The organism is Streptomyces sp. W16 (assembly GCF_033194735.1).
GTDB lineage: Bacteria > Actinomycetota > Actinomycetes > Streptomycetales > Streptomycetaceae > Streptomyces.
Window position 1 is genome coordinate 1 of record NZ_JAWOAI010000170.1, and the last position, 18129, is coordinate 18129.

An 18129-nucleotide genomic window follows, 5' to 3' on the forward strand; every position below is an offset into this window, starting at 1 on the left:
GAGCGGCCCGCCATGCCGGTCGGCTCGGTGCCGGGCTCGCCGCCCACCGGGGCGGCGGACCAGGCGCCGACCCAGGTGCCGGTCGAGGCGGGGGCGGCGGAGTGGGCACCGGCGGAGTTCGTCCCGTCGTCGCGGGTTCCGTCACCGGCGGAGACACCGGCGTATATGCAGGCGGAAACGGCCACGATCAGGGTGATGATCGCGGACAGCAGGGCATAACCACGACGCTTGGTCATGCGGTGCGGATCTCCTCGGGTGAGTGGCAGTGCCCTGCCATTTTGCCCTTTCGGGTGACAGTGGGAACTCCTGTTCCGTTCCGGGAGTCGGTCAGGAAGGGACAATATGCACGGTACCGGCGAACGGGTGGAGCGGATGGAACGTACGAAACGTACGGAAGTGGGCGCTGAGAGCGACGGGCCGTCGTCCCGCCGCACGATGACCACGTTCAGCGCGGCCGACGAGGAGAAGCAGCGCGGCGTACGCCGGATGAAACTGACGGCGCTGGCCCTGCTGCTCTTCGTGGCCGTCGTGTACGTGCTCGCCAAGTGGGCGTCGAACTCGGGCGCGGGCCCCTGGGCGGGCTATGTCGCCGCGGCGGCCGAGGCCGGCATGGTCGGCGCGATGGCCGACTGGTTCGCGGTCACCGCCCTCTTCCGCCACCCGCTCGGCCTGCCCATCCCGCACACCGCGATCATCCCCACCAAGAAGGACCAACTGGGCGTCTCCCTGGGCGAGTTCGTCGGCGAGAACTTCCTCTCCGAGGAGGTCGTACGACAGCGGCTGCGCGCGGTCGGCATCGGCAGCCGGCTCGGCGCCTGGCTGGCCGTACCGGACCACGCGGACCGCGTGACGGCGGAACTGTCGGCCGCCCTCCGCGGAGCCCTCACCGTCCTGCGCGACTCCGACGTCCAGGCGGTCGTCGGTGAGGCGATCACCCGCCGTGCCGACGCCCAGGAGATCGCCCCCGGCATCGGCAAGATGCTGGAGAAGATCGTCGCCGACGGTGGTCACAAGCGGGTCGTCGACCTGATCGTCACCCGCGCGCACGACTGGCTCGTCCTGCACGACGAGCAGGTCATGGACGCCGTCGAGGGCGGCGCGCCCGGCTGGACCCCGAGGTTCGTCGACAAGCGGATCGGCGAGCGTGTCTACAAGGAACTCCTCCGCTTCGTCACCGAGATGCGCGACATGCCCTCCCACCCGGCCCGCGGCGCCCTGGACCGCTTCCTCGGCGACTTCGCCGCCGACCTCCAGTCCGACACGGACACCCGCGCGCGCGTGGAACGCCTCAAGGGCGAGGTCCTCGGCCGCGGCGAGGTCCAGGACCTGATCGCCAGCGCCTGGACGTCCGTACGCTCGATGATCGTGTCGGCCGCGGAGGACGAACGCAGTGAGCTACGGCTGCGGGTGCGGGCCTCGCTGCTGTCGCTCGGCGCGCGGATGGCCGTAGAACCGAAGCTGCAGGAGAAGGTCGACGGCTGGGTCGAGGGCGCGGCGGTGTACGTCGTGACGACGTACCGCAAGGAGATCACTTCACTCATCACGGACACGGTGGCCGGCTGGGACGCGGAACACACGACCCGCAAGATCGAGGCGAACATCGGCCGCGACCTGCAGTTCATCCGGATCAACGGCACGGTGGTGGGGTCGTTGGCGGGGTTGTTGATCTATACGGTGTCGCGGGTGGTGGGGGTGTAGGCGCCGGAGAATCCGAGGTTGCCGGACCGGAGTTCGCCGGATCTGAGTTCGCCCGGATCTGAGTATCCGTACTCTGTTGCGGCCCGGCGCACAGGGGAACCCTCGTACGTATGACCGAGAAGCTGCTGAGCCCCCTGCGGACGCGCCCCTGGCCGGAACGCTGGCTGATCCGCACGCTCGGCGCCGCCCTCGCGTCGGCGGCGTACTTCGTGTGCCTCGCCTGGACGGGGGCGTCCGTCCCGGGCGTGCTGGTCCTCGCGGCGCTCCTGCTGCTCCTGGCCCTCTACTTCGGCCGCCGCGACGAACCGGCCTGGCCCCTGCTGCTGGTGGCGGTGCCGCCGGCCGGACTGATGTACGTCTCCCACCCGCGGGGGTACGCCAACTGGCCCGACGAGACCGAATGGCCCCAGCAGTGGGCGTTCGCGACGCTCGTGATCGGTGCGGGGGTGCTGGTGGTGTCGGCGGTGGGCAGACGTTTCCGGCCGTGCGAGGAGGACTCGGCGGACGGGGTGCTGTCGGCCCACGGATGCTGAACGGCCGTGGCGGACGCGCTTCTTGGTGACAACGCGGCTCTTCGAACTTGAGCGGTGCGGCCCTTTCCGGTGCCCGCCGGAGGGGGGACCCTCCCCATGAAAGTGTGACACTTCAGCGCCGAGTGTCACGCTTTCGCGCCGCACTGGTGTGAGTCGGGTCCGTCGGTCGCCGACGGCGCCCGCGACACCGAGGACGGCGAGCCGGGCGACCACCTTCTTGGCCGGCGGGTGGGATCCAGCGAACCCGGCGACGCGGGCCACGGTGAGCGCACCGGCCGCCTTTCCGCCGACCCGCTGCCGCCACTGCTGCGCGGCGGCCCCGCAGATAGCAGGAAAACCTATTCGCGCGACAAGCGTAACCTGTCAATTGGTTAAGTGAATTCTCTGAATTCATGCCGCATTGCTGTGCAACCTGAAACTTATTTTATCCACGTGACGATCCATTGAGATTTCGGTAAGAGCGTCGATAATGTTGTCAACAATCGCGTGAGCCTGCCTATACCCGCTGACGAGCGGTGATGAGTGCTGCCCGGGCGGGCCGGGACCGCGTTCTCGAATTTCTGGAATTTCTGGAATCGAAGGAGTCGTTCGTGAGTAGAGACAGAACCCGTCTGGTGCGCACGAGACGGACCTGGCGTGGCATAGCCGGAGCCGTCACGGCAGTTGTGCTGGTCGGCGGTGGTTTCGCCGTGGCGAATGCCTCGACGGACACCCAGACCGGTAAGTCGGCGGCGGGCGTCAAGCGCCCGGTCGACAAGAAGGCCACCGGTACCGGTGCCGTGGTCAGCGCCGCCAACGAGTTCCTCAACACGCTGGACGCCGACCAGCAGGCGGAGGTGCTGCTGGACTTCTCGCAGGCGAACGCGACCGCGTGGTCGAACCTCCCGTGCGGCTCGACCTGCCGCACCGGCATCCAGCTCGGTTCCCTGACGGACACCCAACTCGCCGCCGCCATGAAGGTGGTGAAGCTCGCCACGGGCACCGGCGAGGGCACCGGGTACGACCAGATCACGCAGATCCTCAAGGCCGACGACGTGCTCAACGCCGCACAGGCCACCAGCTCCGCCGGTCCGGCACCGTCGGACACCGCGTCGAGCACGGCCTCCGCGGACCCGTCCGCCACGGCCACGACCGACCCGTCCGCCAGCTCGACGGCCACCGACGCCCCGACCGACGTCCCGACCGGCACCCCGCCGTCCGGCGGCGCCGGCGGCGGAATGGGCGGCTACGGCAGCGGCATCTACTTCCTCGCGTTCCTCGGCACCCCCTCGGTGACCGGCACCTGGCAGCTGCACTTCGGCGGTCACCACCTCGCCGTGAACGAGACCTACAAGAAGGGGAAGGTGGCAGGCGCCAGCCCGTTCTTCGTCGGGGTCGAGCCCAGCAGCTGGACCGCCGACGACGGCACCACGTACGCGCCCCTGCAGAAGCAGCGCGACGGCATGCTCGCGCTGACCGCAAGCCTGAGCACGGAGCAGCTGGCCACCGCCAAGCTGTCCGAGTCGTTCAGCGACGTGCTCCTCGGCCCGGGTGAGGACGGCCAGTTCCCGACGACCAAGGAAGGCATCAAGGTCAGCTCGCTGTCGCCCAAGCAGAAGCAGCTGGTCCTGAAGGCCATCCACCCCTGGATCGCCAATGTGGACGACGCCACCGCGAAGAAGCTCATGAAGACGTACGCGCACGAGCTGAACGAGACCTACGTCGGCTACTCCGGCGGCACCGCCCTCGACACCCAGGGCGACTACGTGCGCATCGACGGCCCCGGCGTGTGGATCGAGTTCGTCTGCCAGAACGGCCTCGTCTTCCAGGGCAAGGTCCACTACCACACCGTGTACCGCGACCACACCCGCGACTACGGCAGCGAGTTCACCTTCTCATGACCCGACCGCGAACTTGGCTGACCACAGCGCTACTTCGCCTGGTGGCCGGGATCGCGATCGCGGTACCGGCGGCGCTCCTCCTCGGAGCGTCGCCGGCCGCCGCGCACCCGATGCCGCACTCAGTGGTCCAGCTCGACGTGTACAAGGACTCGGTCACCGCCCGACTGGCCCTGCCCGTAGGCGACTTCACCACGGCCAGCGGCATCGACCTCAACACCGTCAAGGCGTCCGCCCTGCCCACCAAGGCCGCGGCGATCCGCACCTACCTCGCCGCGCACATCCACCCGACCACCCTCAAGGGCGAGTTGTGGCAGGTGAGCATCGGCGCGCTGAGCCTCAGCCGCACCGAGCAGACCTCCACCGGCCCGTACCGCGAGCTGATCGCGAAGGCCGTGCTCACCCCGCCGGCCGGCGCCGACGTACGGCACTTCACCTTCGACTACGACGTGATAGTGCACCAAGTCGTCACCCACATCACACTGGTGACGGTACGTCAGGACTGGGCGGCCGGCCGGGTCACCGGCGACGGCGCCACCCAGGTGGGCACCATCCGCCTCGACATCCGCCACATGAAGGTCCCGCCGCTGACGGTCGACCTGGGCAAGGGCAGCGCCTGGCGCGGCTTCGTGGCCATGCTCCAACTCGGCGCCAACCACATCCTCACCGGCACCGACCACCTCCTGTTCCTGCTCATCCTGCTGCTGCCCGCACCGCTGTTGGCAGCCGGCGGGCGCTGGAACGGCGGCCTGGCCGGCCCCCGCGCGGCACTCACGCGCATCGGCCGCATCACCCTCGCGTTCACCGTCGGCCACTCGGTCGCGCTGGCCGCCACCGCGCTCACCCGCCTCCAGATCCCCGGCCGACCGGTCGAGGCGTTCATCGCGGCGAGCATCCTCGTGGGCGCGGTCCACGCGATCCGCCCGCTCTTCCCCGGCAAGGAAGCACTCGTGGCGGGCGTCTTCGGCCTCGGCCACGGCATGGCGTTCTCCTTCGTCCTCGCCGAAATGCACCTGTCCACAGGCCAGTTGGCGAGCAGCCTCCTGGCCTTCAACCTGGGCATCGAACTGGTCCAACTCCTGCTGGTCTGCCTGGCGTTGCCCTCGTTGCTGGTACTGGCGCGGCTGCGGGTACAGCCCGCGCTACGGGTGGGCGGCGCGCTGATCACGGCCACGGCGGCGATCGGCTGGCTGGTGGACCGCCTGGGGCTGCCCAACCCGGTGGCGAGGGCGGCGGACAGCGCCGGATCGCATACGACGGGGATGCTGACGGTGCTCGCGCTGGCGGCGGTGGCCGCGGTGGCGGCGGTCGGCTGGACGCTGGTGGTCCGCCAACGCGGGCGTGAGCTGCCGAAGTTGGCGCTCTCCACACGTCCGTAGAACTGACGGGTGCGGGTGCGGGTGCAGGTCCGGGTCCGGGGAAGCAGATTCCCCGGACCCGGACCCCGCTACTGCTTGCTACTGCTGCTTACGAGGACAGCCACTCGGTGGCGTTGAGGGCGAGGGCGGCGTTGGTGGCGCCGGTGTCGTTCCAGCCGTCGTAGAGCGTGTTGCCGGACTGGCCGGTGCCGTCGTCGACCGGCGAACTGTCGCCCCAGAACGCGACCTTGCCGCTTCCGAAGGTGCTGGTCGCGAAGAAGGCGCCGGTGTTGCCGGAGTAACCGGAGCGGTACAGCAGCCCCTTGGCGGCGGAGTTGTCGGCGGGCTTGATGGTGGCGGTGGTGCCGTTGGCGATGAGGCTCTTGGTGACGGTGCCGAAGGAGCCGTGCAGCACCGGGTTGGTGCTGTCGCTGATGGCGGCCGGGTAGCCGGAGCTGATGTTGAGCGAGTCGATGGAGAAGCCGAACGGGTCGGTCGAGTCCACGCTGTTGTTGGTCATCAGGTCGTTGAGGATCTGGACCGCGTCGTAGCCGTCGTTGTTGCGGTCGGACCCGGTGTGGTCGGAGATCATGAACAGCCCGCCGCCGGCCTTCACGAAGTTCATGATGGCGGTCTTCTCGGCCGTCGTGAACTTGATGTTGGGCTCGGGCAGTACGAGTGTGTCGAAGTTCGACAGGTCGGTGGCCGAGGACCCGCCGTAAGTGAGCGCGCTGGTAGCGGTCTTGAGGCTGTAGTCGCCGGTCTGCTGCAGGGCGATGCCCCACGAGGAGAGTGCCCCCGTCCAGTCCTTGTCGGAGGAGGGGGAGGAGTCCTGGGACAGCGGGTCGGGCTTGCTCGTGGAGATGATCCAGTCCGCGTTGCCGGCCTCCTCGGCGTGTCCGTCGTCGAACAGGACGCGGTGCGTGGTGGCCGCGGCGGCGGGGGTGACGGTGGACGCCTGAACGGCGGCACCCGCGGCGAGCATGCCGAGCACGGTGAGAGCGGTGGTGAACCTACGACGCGACCCGTAGGTGCGTGTCATGGACTTGCCAAAGCTGAGCATCCGGTGAACCTCCGTGAGTGGGGGGATTCCATGCGTGGGGGGTGGAGTGAACAGGGGGTGCGGGTGCGTGGGGAATGCGTGCTGCTTGCGGTGAATCTTCGCGCGTAGAACGGTGGTTGAGTGATCACCGATCGACACAAGGGAGGAGGCTACACAGAGGATCGGTGGCATCGGGAGGGGGTCTTGGGGGGTTCACGTAGATCTCTTACCCGGCGCCTTTTCGCAGACCTCCTTTGGTCGTGTCGTGGGACGAGGAATGGGCACAGCGCAAGGCGGAGAGCGGCTTCGCGGATGTCCCGCCGGACCGGATGTCCCGCTGGACCGCATGACCCGAGCGCAGCTACAGGAGTTGGCCGCTCGCTGCAACGGCGGTCCCTACTATGAGGACCCCGCCGCCCAGGCTTACGGTCGCGGCTTCGCCGCAAGCTGGACGACGCCAAGGAGGCCCTGCAGTGAGCAGCCCTGTCCGCCCCCCGACTCCCCACGTCGGCAGGCAAGTTGCCCAGGCCTCGCGCACCCGCGTCGCATCCGGGATCTGCGCCTTCGTCCTCACCCTGGGACACTTGGTGACGGCGTACATGACGCTCCTCGCGTACGCGGCCGACCCCGCAGGCTCCTGGGACAGTGAAACGGTGGCCCACTCGGACTTCGCGGCCGGCTTCGCCCTGGCGCTCACGGCGGCGACCGCGGGGCTGAGTTGGGTGTTCGTCAAGGCGGAATGGCTCCGCAGGCGGTGGTACTGGTACGCGATTCCGGCGGGGCTGGCGGTCGCGGCGGTGCTTCGGCTTACGTCGCTGGCTCCGGAGCTCTGACCGGCGTACCACTGGAGGATGTGGGCAGCGGAATTCGACTGCGTCAGAGCCCTTCACGAACTCCTCGCACTCCTCGAAGGGCTCGTAGCGGAAGTTGGCCCGTTCGGAAAGGTGTGGTGCCGGGCGCCGTGACGCATGGCGGCCCGGCACCGGAGTGTTGATGCGGGGTGCCGGCGGACTGCTTGGCGGACGTCCTACCTGACGTCGACGAAGTCGCCGGGCGCTGTCGCCGCGGCGGTGGTGGAGGTGCCCGCGAAGACGTAGCGGTAGTAACCGTCGACCGTGGCCTTGGTAGTGGTCTTCAGGACGCCGGTGGTGTTGGTCTTGACCGTCTTCAGGGTGGCGTAGGTGCTGCTGCCCTTCTTGCGGAACTGGAGCTTCGCGGGCTGGGACACGTACCCCGCGTACTTGCCCGTCGACCAGTTCGCGCGGGCGAGCTTGCCCGTGACCGTGATGGTCTTGCCCTTCTTGACCGGCTCCGGCGTGGCATTGGCGGTCAGCGTGGAGGCCTTCTTGATCGCGGCGGTGGCGACGTCGTCGTTGTAACTGGCGTTCGCGTACAGGTCCCAGGCCCCCAGGAACAGCTTCCAGGTCCCGGCCACGCCGTTGTCCTTCATGTCCGTGGCGGGGTGGATGTTGAAGACGGCCTTGCAGGTGTACGTGCCCTGCGTCGCCGTCTCCGTGCAGGCGGGGTCGTCGTCCGTCCCCAGCCCACCGGTGATACCGGCCGTGGTCGAACTGTCGGTCCCCTGCCACAGGAAGGCCTCGGTGAGGGCGACGCCGCTCGCGTCCGTGGCGGTGTACGTGACGGTGACGGACTTCGTGCCGGTGGTGCCCAGGACGATGTCCTTGCCGCCGTTGATGACGGCGTGCGAGAACTTGGTGTTGCCCAACGAGTCTCTGGGCTGAACGGCCGCCGAGGCGAGGGAACTCAGCTCGGCCGCAGCACCCCGGCGCTCCGCCGCCTGGGCGGCAACCGGAAGAGCGAGCGCGGACAGAACGACGGCACCGGAGACAACGCCGGCCGCAACGCGTATACGCATGAAACCCCCACAGGAACCTGAGAGGCCCGCCCAAGTCTCCCCTTGGCCGGGCCTGTTGATCTCCGCATGATATGGACTCAGGTCGGAAATGGTGAAGATCTCTTGTGCAATAAGTACGTAACGGGCGCGTGGAGCTGGGGAGTTGGTGGTGGCCCCCTCGCCGGCGCTGCTGCCTCTGACGATCAGGCGTTGCTCCAGTGGCAAGGGCCTTGTTGATCAGACTCCTTGCCGAGTCTTCGTAGCTCGCCGCATCGCTGAGGGCATCGAACGCCCTGTGGTGAAGGGCCAGTTCAGCGGCGTTGGTGATGTCCACGCCGCAGGAGACGAGTTCGTATTGGGGCAGTCATCGCCCCCACGCTCGCAGTTCCCGTTGCCGGTCAGCCGGGTCAGTTTTTCACGCGTCGTCTTTGCCCCTTCACGTTGGGCAAGACCGCTCACTACCTCGGGCTTGACGCTAGGGCGGTCCGCCGACCTGCGTCTATGACGCCACGGAGATATTCCGGTAGTGGGGTAGTTGACCTTGCGGCCGATGTTCTGTGGGTATAGGCGTGTTGGCGCCGGTCCACCTGGCCATCCGGCCGGTCCAACGGTTCGGTCTGCGTCAGCGGGGCGCCTTGATCCTCGGCGAGGGCCTGGACGAGCGAGGTGAAACAGGCAGATCAACAGCTCCTGGAGAGCGGTGAGTTCATGGCAGGATCTGCCGACATGGAATTCTCCGAGGTGGTCCGTCGTAGGCGCATGATCCGTCACTACACCAACAAACCGCTGACCCCGGAGGTGACCGAGCGAATCCTCGCCTCCGCGATACGAGCCCCCTCGGCCGGCTTCTCTCAGGGCTGGGCGTTCCTCGCCCTGACCGACCCGGCCGACCGCGCCCGCTTCTGGCCGTTCGTCCCCACCCGGGTCGAGAAGACCCCGACCATGCAGGACGCCCCGCTGGTCGTAGTGCCCCTGGCGCACAAGGCGGCATACCTGGAGCGCTACGCCGAACCCGACAAGGGCTGTGGGAGGACCGCGCCGAGGCCCGCTGGCCCGCGCCGTACTGGTACATCGACACGGGGATGGCCTCCCTGTTGATGCTGCTGACCGCGGTCGACGAGGGGCTCGGCGCCTGCTTTTTCGGCATCATGCCGGAGCATCTGGAGCCGTTTCGGGCGGAGTTCGGGGTGCCTGATGAGTACGACCCGATCGGCGGGATCACCATTGGCTACCGCGCCGAGGAGCTTCCGCCGCAGAGCGCGCATGTCGCGGAGCGCCGGCGTGGGGTGGACGACGTCATTCATCGTGGGCAGTGGGGGCAACACGTCTGAGAGAGTGCCAAGCTGGTTTGAGGTGGGGCTGCTCAGAGTTCCGGCAACTGTCCGATCCGCAAGGCCCGTGTGAACTCATGCCAGGCCTGTCTCCGGACGGCAAGCGAAGACCCCTTCTTGTTCTTCGAGTCACGTATCAGAGCCCCGTCTTGCGTACGCGCGCACTCGACACACTCCGTCCCGCTGCCCCCGCTGTACGAGGACTTGAACCACTGGTGCGTCGAGGGCGCCGCCATCAGGACTCCTTGCTTATGCGGTGGACGATGTCCGTGGAGGACTCAAGATCGAGTGCCTGTGCGCTGAGGTACTCGAACGCCAACCTATAACGCCCCAGTTCCTGCGGCTTCTCCATGAAGAGGCCGCCGCTGAGCAGGTCTACGTACACCACGTCCAGGTCCGGAGTCGGACCCCGAAGGATGGCGAAACTGCCAACTGCCGCCGCGTGTGCGCCCTTTGAGAAGGGGAGTACTTGAACGGTGACGTGAGGGCGCTCGTTCAGGGCGAGTAGATGCCCAAGCTGCTCTCGCATGACCTCGCGTCCGCCTACCTGGCGACGGAGTGCGGCCTCGTCGATTACGCACCAGATCCGCGGTGGTTCGTCTCGGTTGAGAAGCTCCTGGCGCTTCATACGGATGTCGACCATGTGCTGCACTTCGCGCTCAGGGCACTGCACCTCCGAGGCTCGGTGAACTGCCTCGGCGTAGGCGCGTGTTTGGAGTAGCCCAGGGACGTACATGCACGCGTAGTGGTCTTCGCGCACGACCTCGTCCTCAAGCGTGAGCATGAGGTTCATGGACTCAGGGATGGGGTCGGCGAGCGATCGCCACCAGCCTTGGATCTTGGCGCCCTTGGCCAGTTCGACGAGAGCGAGACGTTCTGCGTCAGTGGCTCCGTATTCGCGACAAAGGGCGTCAACGGCAGGCCACTTGACCGTCCCCTCCTTAGTCTCGTAGCGACTTAGTGTCGCCTTTGAGATGCCGACTCGTGCACCTGCCTCCTCCAGGGTCAGGCCCTTGGATTCGCGGAGTCGGCGCAGGTCGGCACCCAACTGGCGCCTTCGCGTGGTGGGTCCAACTGGCATGCTTCCAGCCCTTCATGTCGATCTATCAGATCGTGCTGGTTGTTCGAGTCTGACGGCAAGGCAGCGCGCGCCGGGGGCGTGTGATGCCGAGATGCACTCCTGCCGATGCGAGATGAGAGTTCCATTTTGAGAGTTCCAGTGCAACCCTTGGTGTGAAGGTAGTTACGCATCGCAACCTGCCGTGCAGGTGGAGGGGTTGGGGCATGGACTGCACTACGTGCACGCTGAGGAGGGCGTGGGAGCTCGCGTTCTTGGCGGAGCCCGAGGAAGTGGCGGCTCTGAGGCGGGTCTTGGGCATCCACCTGAAGATCTGGGGCCTGGAAGAATTGACTGACGCGGTCCAGCTCTGTGTTAGCGAACTTGTCGCCAATGTGATCACTCATGTGGGCGCAGGCACCCCGACCACCCTCGCCGTCTCCATGAACGGTGCCCACCTACGCGTCGAGGTCCACGACCCCGACACCCGCTTACTGCCGACGCTCGTCGACGCAACCGACGATGCCGAAACGGGGCGGGGTATGGCTCTCGTAACGGCCACCACTGACCGTTGGGGTGTTGAGCTCCGAGACGAGCGGAAGGTGACCTGGTGCGAGTTTGCCGCCGGGCTGAACATGCCTGCCGGGCACTGTGGTGGCCATCCGCCCAGTCGATTGAAGGCGGTGGCGACCGAGGCGGCGGCGATCAACGCCATCTCCGACCTTCTGCACTGGCTTCGAGCGCATGGTTGCGACCCCGAGGAGGTCATCGACCGGGCACAACGGCACTTTGAAGCCCAGCTGGAGCAAGCAGCTCGGTAGGAAAACGAATAGCCCGCTGAGAGCCCGGCTATGGCTCATCCCATTCAGACGGGCAGAGGGCAATCTAGACAGCGCAAGGTTTGAGAAGGGTTGGGGAAGGCTGAGCTGCCGCCCTCGAACTCGGAGAAGCCGCCGCTTTCGTTGCGGTACACGAGACCGATTCCATTTTCGGTGAGCAAATCGCGGAGGTCCTGCCGGGGGAGTGCCGGTGCGAGCACCATGAGATGGAAGGGGTGAGCTTGGTTGAGCTCTCTCAAGTGGTGTCGTGCAAGCAGCAATTGGGACAGAGCCTGGGCGATCGACTCGCTTGCTGTGCTCCCCGCTGGTTCGTACACGGTGTTGTTCGTCTGATTGAAAAGCTCGAAGACGAGATGCGATGTTGAGTCGCGCATCGACAGCTCCATTTGACCGATGCTTTGGCCGGCCGCGGACTCGGATTCCTCGAAGGTTTCCGCCAGATCGTCGCGGGCTTCTGCTACCCGAGTGGCATCGGTGCGCGGTAGTCGCTGTCGTCTCTGGCGTCGAACCGTCCGGGCGAAGCGCCCTGCTGTTTGGTTAAACCGAGATCGAGGCGCGGGTGCTGGTTGAAGCGTGTCGGACGTTTCTCGAATGTAGGGGCTGATGGGTCGCAGTCGAAAGACAATGACATTACGATTGCGGCCTAGCTCGTCCTTTGCTTCACGTATCTCGAACGGATTCCGCTCATCAACCTTGAACTTCCCGATGTACCTGTGGGTCCGCGTATCGGTTCCTGGAACCTTCCCTACGGCGATAAATAAATGCAAAGTGCGGCCTTTGCCTGCATGTTCCAGAATCGACGCATTGCCGCCCTTGAAGACCTGATCGCCCTGTTTCCCGACTCCGGTATAGGTGAAGACCGGCCCCAGATCGTCATCCTCGGCGAGCCAGCCGTCGTGATATCCGAAGCGTTCGCCAATCTTCCTGTCCGAGAAGATAAGGACGTTTTGTTTCTCTCTGGCCGGACAAATCCCAGCAAAGCCGCTGCCGCCGAGTATGGGATGGATCTCCGCACGCGTAAGGATTTCGCCAGGTTGGAACCCGGACACGCTTGTCGTCATGGAGTGAGGTTAATGGGTTCCGCCCTTATGGGGGGCGTCAGTCCACGTAGGCCTAGTCGTGCTGCGTTGTAGTCGCTCCTGGCTCCGGCAAAGATGGTGTGATGAGTGAGACGACGGGGACGATCATCGCAAGCATCATCGCTTTCGTATCCGCAGTCATAGGTGCCGTGATCGCTGGGATATATGCCAAGCGCGGAGCTGAGGTTGGCGGACGTAAGGCAGTTGAGGCAGCGCTAGCGCAGGTGCATGGGCAAGCGGCGGTGGAGCACTGGCAATGGGTCCGCAGTCAGCGACATCAGTCCTTTGCGGCTCTCCTTGAGGCTTATGCCGCACTTGATGATGTACTCACGCGTATCGCACCTGAAGTGCAAAATGGGGCCAGGCTCGACGAGGCGACAGGCCGTGAGTTGCGGGAGAGTGCACTTGCACTCCAAGACAAAACAAGCCTGTTGGCGCTGTGGGGGCCCCATGAGGCGAGCGAATTGGCCTATGCGTTGATGAGGAAGGCGACGAGTGCTGTAGGTACTTTGCTTCGGGTGGCGGCTGCGCGTTCCACGGATCAGAACGCAGACTGGGCCAGTTCCGAGCGGGCCAGGAATGAGATGATCACAGCTTATGCCGGATTCCTTCAGAGGGCCGGGGAGATCATTCGTGATCCGCTACAGCCAGTCAGCTAGCGCCGTGCGCGGCTTCGGGGCTGAGTCAGTTGCCGATGGCTCAGCCCCAGGGTGGTGTGAGCGTAACGGCTAGCCTGCGTTGATAGCCGAGTATGACCACACGTCTGCAGGCAACTCATGGTGAAGCCGCCAGGTGATGGCCATCGGCTTGCTGCCCGTGTGTTGGGCATAGGTTGCTGGACCAAGCAGCATCCACGGCTGGGCCTTGCCTGTGTCTGTGTCCTTGTAGCGCCGCATGAACAGCAGTACGTGGCTGTCGCGTTGGGAGTGCTGCTGGTAGCGAAGGCCCGTGGGCGAGGTGTCCGCGGCCGTGCTCTGTGACTCCCAGTGGAAGAGGGAGGGGCTCAGCGCGTAGTCCTTGTATCGGACCGTGGGTGAGAAGTCTTTCTCGTTCTTTTCGAGCGTGATCAGCAGCGCATCGGTCTTGTTCGGCTCGTCCCACAAGACACCCTGTGCGAAGGAACCAGGCATCTGTCCGCCGAGGCGGGCTACGCCGAGGGCGGCCAAGATTTCCGAGCGGTTGTACGCGCTGTGGACCTTCAAGGGAAGATGCGCGTGCGGACCTTCCAAGGGGATGGGGAAGTGATCGGCCTGGCCCATCACGTACTTGAGGACCTGGCGGAGTTCGCTGCGAAGGGCTTGCTGTTCGCGGAGTGATTCAATTCCGTCCGCGTAGGAGCTGAAGCCACCGGCCTTGTCCCAGAGGTTGAAGAAGAGCATGCGTGCGTACGTCTTGTCCCTCGGGTCGAGGGTTTCGTACGTCGGGGCGTCATCGCTCAGGAGACGGGTGTAGGCCTCTGCGCGTTCGAGGTCATCGACGTGCAGGAAGGCGTGGACGCGCTTCAACAGGTCTTCCTCGTCTGCCTGTTCAGGCAGGGCGGCCAGGCCGGAACGGCGCAGGACTGTTGTCCAGGAGTTGCTGGACTTGTACAGCTCCTTGATTTCGCGGCGGCTCTCGCGGAGGTAGTCGGCGAGGAGTGGTGTGCCGTAGGTCCTGACTTCCGTGGCAAGGGTCTGGACGTTCGCCTTGATCTGGGTGCGGATGTTGTCCAGTACGAGGTCCTTGGACTTGCCTTCAAGGATGATCTGGCAACCGGACGGCAGGAGCGGGAAGTCGTGCTCGGCATGCTCAAGGAGCCGGTTGCGCGACAGATTCGTCATCGCGCGGAACTGCTCCTCGAACCGGAACTCGGCGCGATGCTGGCCGATGAAGTCGAGCACCGTGAGCACGGGCTTGTCCGGTGTGCGGCGTAGGCCTCGACCGAGTTGCTGAAGGAAGACGGTTGCGCTGCTCGTCGGGCGGAGTAGCAGCAGTGTGTCGACGTCGGGGATGTCCAAGCCCTCGTTGAACAAGTCCACGGAGAAGATGACTTGGATTTCGCCTGCCTTGAGTTCAGACAGGACCCGGTCGCGGGTCTCCGGCTTCGACTCGCTGTCCAGAGCCGCGGCCTTCAGGCCGGCCTCTTGGAAGCATCTCGCCATGAAGTGAGCGTGCTTCCTGCTGACACAGAAGCCGAGTGCCCGCATCTCCGTTGGGTTGGACACCTTGTCCCGCACCTGCTTGATGACAATGCGGGCCCGTGCGTGGTCGGCGGAGAACAACTCGCCGAGTTGGCTCTGGTCGTACGTCCCAGAGCGCCAGTTGAGGCGAGTGAGGTCCGTACCGTCAGGGATGCCGAAGTAGTGGAACGGGCAGAGGAGGTCGTTGTCGAGGGCCTCCCACAGGCGCATCTCGGCGGCGATCCGGCCATCGAAGAACTCGTCCTGCACGTTGAGCCCGTCAGCCCGCTCCGGGGTGGCAGTCAAGCCGAGAAGCTGCTTCGGCTTGAAGTGCTTGAGAACTCGGCGATACGTCGACGCGGTGGCGTGGTGGAACTCGTCGATGACGATGATGTCGAAGTGCTCTGGGTCGAACTGGTCAAGTCGTTGTTCGGTAAGTGACTGAACGCTGGCGAAGACGTGCTTCCAGTCGCGCGGCAGTTCGCCAGTGAAGAGGGGTTCACCGAAGGATGCGTCATCGAGTACTTCGCGATACTTCCGTAGCGATTGCCTCAAGATTTCCTTGCGGTGTGCCACGAACAGCAGCCGGGGGTGTTGCTTGCCGCCCCACTGTCTGTGGAGATCGCGGTAGTCAAGGGCGGCCATGACGGTCTTGCCTGTGCCAGTCGCGGCAACGAGCAGGTTGTGATGATGGCCGCGAACCTCGCGTTCGACATGCAGCCGCTCAAGCATGTCTGCCTGGTACGGATACGGCCGAACCTCAAGCCCCGAGAGACTGATCTTGGAGTCCTGGCTGGACGTTGAACTGCCCGCCACGCCCAGTGCCTCATCCAACTTGCGGGCATCGCGGCCCGGGTCGTACGTCTCAAAAGTGATGTCGTTCCAATACGAGTCGAAGCTGGCTTCGAACTTGTTCAGGATGTCCGGTGTTGCGACAGACGACAGGCGCACATTCCATTCCAACCCATCGAGGAGCGCGGCCTTGGAGAGATTGGAACTGCCTACGTACGCGGTATCGAAGCCGCTGCGGCGACGGAACAGCCAAGCCTTGGCGTGCAGTCGAGTCGAGCGGGTCTCGTAGTTGACCTTCACTTCGGCACCGAAGTCTTGGACGAGACGGTCGAGGGCATGGCGATCCGTGGCGCCCATGTACGTCGTGGTGATGACGCGAATGGGCACGCCACGCTTGGCGGCCTCGCGGAGTGAGCTCTCCAGGACACGGAGGCCATACCACTTGACGAAGGCGCAGAGCAGGTCGATGCGGTCTGCCGTGGCCAGCTCCGCCCTCAACTCCGAGCCGAGGCTGGGGTCTTCGGGGGCGTTGGTGATGAGTGACGTTTCGGAGAGGGGAGTCAGCGGGCGCAGGGCGTAGGCACCCGGGGCTTCCTGCTTGGCTAGTGCGAGGAGTTGGCGGGGGCCTTCGACGATGTTGCCTACGGCCTCTGCCTCGCTGGACTCGGACCCATCTGAGGACAAGGACTTGAGGATTCGGTTGGCAACGGCTACCTGGTCGCCGACTGGCAATTGACTCAGCCGACGCCTGACAGCTTCACCCACATACCGACCCAGAACGTGGGGGGTGGATTCGGTGCTGACCTCAGCATCGATGGCCTTCCAACCCGCAGCTTCGAACTGTTCAAGCTCGGCGCGCACGCTGCGGGTGATTAGCTTCTCGTAGACCCCCGCAATTGGCTCCGATCGGTCCCCCGGGTTCGTCACAGCTGCTCCCCTGATCCCTCGTAGCGCGCAGGCACGATCGAACGTGTCGATCTGGATCTTTTCTAGCAGTAGCCGCTGACAACGAGACCTTCTGTATCAAAGAGTGATCTCCTACGGACGCCTCACGCCTCCGTGCGCCCATGACAGTCGCCGTACGAGTCGCCCGACCCGCACCAGCAACTGGCCCCCCGCTGCGGAGGCCAAACCACAGCCCGCCCCCGAGCCGCAAGTGTCGTCGCATACTGCGGCAACAAATCAACATCCCCCGGCGAAGCCCCCTCGGACGCGGCGAACGCCTCATAAGAAGGCACCGTCCCCGTCACGATCCCGAGGTTCGGCGTACCGCTCGCCGCCAGCTCCCGCAGCGACCCCTCTATCGTCGCGAGGTGCTCCTCGTGCGACGGGTACTCCACGGCCAGCGAGGCGTACGCCCCCACCAGTTCCGCCAACTCCCCCTCCGGCCAGTGCAGTACAGCCACCGGGAAGGGGCGGGACAGCGCCTCCCGGTACGCCCCCAGCTCCGCCCGCAGCCGCGAGATCTCGGCCTCAAGCTCCGCCGGGTTGTCCGACCCCAGTGACCACACCCGCTTCGGGTCGTGCAGTTCGTCCAAGGACACCGACGACGAGTGCAGCGTGTCCGCCAGCGTGTCCCACTCGTCGTGGGACACGCCCAGCATCCGCCGTACCCGGTGTCGGCCGAACAGCAACGGGTGGGTGGAGTACGGGGGTTCGGGGACGTCCGTCAGCAGCAGAGCCGCCCCCTCCGTGAACGTCTCCTGCGCCGCTTCCAACTCGTCGTGGGATTCCAGCGACTCCGCGACGATCACCCAGGGGGCGGGATCGCGAGGGGACGCGGTCCGTACCCCGTCGATGATCGCCCTGGCCTCGGCCTCGTGGCCGTACTCCCAGAGGTTCGAGGCCTTGAGGGCTCGTACCAGATGCGGGGTTTCCAGGGCGTCCGCCGATGACAGCAGGCGGTCGTAGAGCGCGGTGGCGGCGGGGCGGTCGCCGGCCAGTTCCAGGTGGGCCGCGGCCTGGAGGAGCAGGGCTTCGGCGTCCTCGGGGTAACGGGCGGCGGTCCGCTCCAGGCGGGCCGCTTCGGCGGGGTGGTCGACGTTCTCGGCGGGCGTGTCGGGGCGCATGAACGACACGGTACTGCCGATGCCGACACAGATGGAGGCAAGGGGAGAGATATGCGCAGGTCGGCCGGTGAGAGTGCGGTGGGGGAGGGGTGTGGGGGCTTCCGGAGCCCGCCTCGTGGGGAACAGTGGGCGGCTTTCCGGTTTCCGCCAGTTTTACGGCCGCCTCGCCCCAACCTCCGTGGCCGCCTCGCCCCAATCTCCGTGGCCGTCTCACTCCCTCTCTTACGGCCGCCGCGCCTCTACGGCAGCTTCGACCGCCGTCTCGCCTCTACGGCCACCTCGCCCGCCGTATCGCCTTTACGGCCGTCTCGCCGGCCGTCTCGCCCCCACGACCCCCTCCGGCCGCTCCGCCCCACCCCCGGCCTCCGCCGACCCCCGCCGTGCCGCCGCCCACCCCATGACCCCTACCCCCGCCCCCACAATCCCCGCCCCCACGAACA

Annotated in this window: 15 protein-coding genes and 2 pseudogenes; 9 read left to right on the top strand and 8 right to left on the bottom strand. The window is 65.9% G+C overall.

Translation table 11 applies throughout. The features are described from left to right. Positions 1-236: pseudogene (locus R6V09_RS22985) on the bottom strand (SGNH/GDSL hydrolase family protein); the annotation flags it as partial. A 106-nt stretch (positions 237-342) separates the two neighbouring features. On the opposite strand from R6V09_RS22985, the gene R6V09_RS22990 reads away from it, so the two are divergent. The 4 genes from R6V09_RS22990 to R6V09_RS23005 all read left to right on the top strand — a co-directional run bounded on the left by R6V09_RS22990 (position 343) and on the right by R6V09_RS23005 (position 5487). Beyond that, positions 343-1698: a DUF445 domain-containing protein gene (locus R6V09_RS22990; RefSeq protein WP_317883325.1), complete on the top strand. Its 1356-nt coding sequence runs from the start codon at positions 343-345 to the stop codon at positions 1696-1698. Between the two features lie 110 nt (positions 1699-1808). Beyond that, positions 1809-2231, top strand: coding sequence for a hypothetical protein (locus tag R6V09_RS22995; RefSeq protein ID WP_317883326.1), 423 nt, complete (start codon positions 1809-1811; stop codon positions 2229-2231). Between the two features lie 590 nt (positions 2232-2821). Continuing rightward, positions 2822-4111: a DUF3500 domain-containing protein gene (locus tag R6V09_RS23000; RefSeq protein WP_317883327.1), complete on the top strand. Its 1290-nt coding sequence runs from the start codon at positions 2822-2824 to the stop codon at positions 4109-4111. Further along, entirely contained in the window at positions 4108-5487 is a 1380-nt protein-coding gene (locus R6V09_RS23005) for a HupE/UreJ family protein (RefSeq protein WP_317883328.1), read from the top strand. Before R6V09_RS23000 ends, R6V09_RS23005 begins: the two co-directional genes overlap by 4 nt. A 94-nt stretch (positions 5488-5581) precedes the next feature. On the opposite strand, the pseudogene R6V09_RS23010 reads toward R6V09_RS23005, so the two are convergent. Next, a pseudogene (locus R6V09_RS23010) lies at positions 5582-6508 on the bottom strand (hydrolase); the annotation flags it as partial. A gap of 473 nt (positions 6509-6981) precedes the next feature. Here R6V09_RS23010 and R6V09_RS23015 point away from each other — a divergent pair. Beyond that, positions 6982-7341 carry a hypothetical protein gene (locus R6V09_RS23015; RefSeq protein ID WP_317883329.1) on the top strand — a complete coding sequence of 120 codons (360 nt, stop codon included), beginning with the start codon at positions 6982-6984 and terminating at the stop codon, positions 7339-7341. Between the two features lie 194 nt (positions 7342-7535). On the opposite strand, the gene R6V09_RS23020 is transcribed toward R6V09_RS23015, so the two are convergent. Beyond that, on the bottom strand, positions 7536-8384 hold the full coding sequence (locus R6V09_RS23020; protein ID WP_317883330.1) for a hypothetical protein: 849 nt from the start codon (positions 8382-8384) through the stop codon (positions 7536-7538). A 705-nt stretch (positions 8385-9089) separates the two neighbouring features. On the opposite strand from R6V09_RS23020, the gene R6V09_RS23025 reads away from it, so the two are divergent. Together R6V09_RS23025 and R6V09_RS23030 are read left to right on the top strand one after the other, a co-directional pair. Then, a complete protein-coding gene (locus tag R6V09_RS23025; RefSeq protein WP_317883331.1) occupies positions 9090-9461 on the top strand; it encodes a nitroreductase family protein in 372 nt (123 codons plus the stop codon). Further along, positions 9446-9694, top strand: a complete 249-nt coding sequence (locus R6V09_RS23030) for a nitroreductase family protein (RefSeq protein ID WP_317883332.1) — start codon at positions 9446-9448, stop codon at positions 9692-9694. The genes R6V09_RS23025 and R6V09_RS23030 overlap by 16 nt, the downstream gene beginning before the upstream one ends. A gap of 32 nt (positions 9695-9726) precedes the next feature. Here R6V09_RS23030 and R6V09_RS23035 read toward each other — a convergent pair whose 3' ends face one another. Together R6V09_RS23035 and R6V09_RS23040 are read right to left on the bottom strand one after the other, a co-directional pair. Further along, positions 9727-9930, bottom strand: a complete 204-nt coding sequence (locus R6V09_RS23035; RefSeq protein WP_317883333.1) for a DUF397 domain-containing protein — start codon at positions 9928-9930, stop codon at positions 9727-9729. Further along, entirely contained in the window at positions 9930-10775 is an 846-nt protein-coding gene (locus R6V09_RS23040; protein ID WP_317883334.1) for a helix-turn-helix domain-containing protein, read from the bottom strand. The genes R6V09_RS23035 and R6V09_RS23040 overlap by 1 nt, the downstream gene beginning before the upstream one ends. A 203-nt stretch (positions 10776-10978) precedes the next feature. On the opposite strand from R6V09_RS23040, the gene R6V09_RS23045 reads away from it, so the two are divergent. Next, entirely contained in the window at positions 10979-11572 is a 594-nt protein-coding gene (locus R6V09_RS23045; protein ID WP_317883335.1) for an ATP-binding protein, read from the top strand. 44 nt (positions 11573-11616) lie between these two features. Here the strand turns inward: R6V09_RS23045 and R6V09_RS23050 are convergent, their stop codons facing one another. After that, positions 11617-12651, bottom strand: a complete 1035-nt coding sequence (locus R6V09_RS23050; RefSeq protein ID WP_317883336.1) for a hypothetical protein — start codon at positions 12649-12651, stop codon at positions 11617-11619. Positions 12652-12752: 101 nt separating this feature from the next. Between R6V09_RS23050 and R6V09_RS23055 the strand changes: the two genes are divergently transcribed. Beyond that, positions 12753-13328: a hypothetical protein gene (locus tag R6V09_RS23055; RefSeq protein ID WP_317883337.1), complete on the top strand. Its 576-nt coding sequence runs from the start codon at positions 12753-12755 to the stop codon at positions 13326-13328. Positions 13329-13397: 69 nt separating this feature from the next. Here R6V09_RS23055 and R6V09_RS23060 read toward each other — a convergent pair whose 3' ends face one another. Continuing rightward, positions 13398-16547, bottom strand: a complete 3150-nt coding sequence (locus R6V09_RS23060; RefSeq protein WP_317883338.1) for a DUF3427 domain-containing protein — start codon at positions 16545-16547, stop codon at positions 13398-13400. A gap of 122 nt (positions 16548-16669) precedes the next feature. Next, a complete protein-coding gene (locus tag R6V09_RS23065) occupies positions 16670-17689 on the bottom strand; it encodes an SEC-C domain-containing protein (protein WP_317883339.1) in 1020 nt (339 codons plus the stop codon). Positions 17690-18129: the final 440 nt, after the last annotated feature.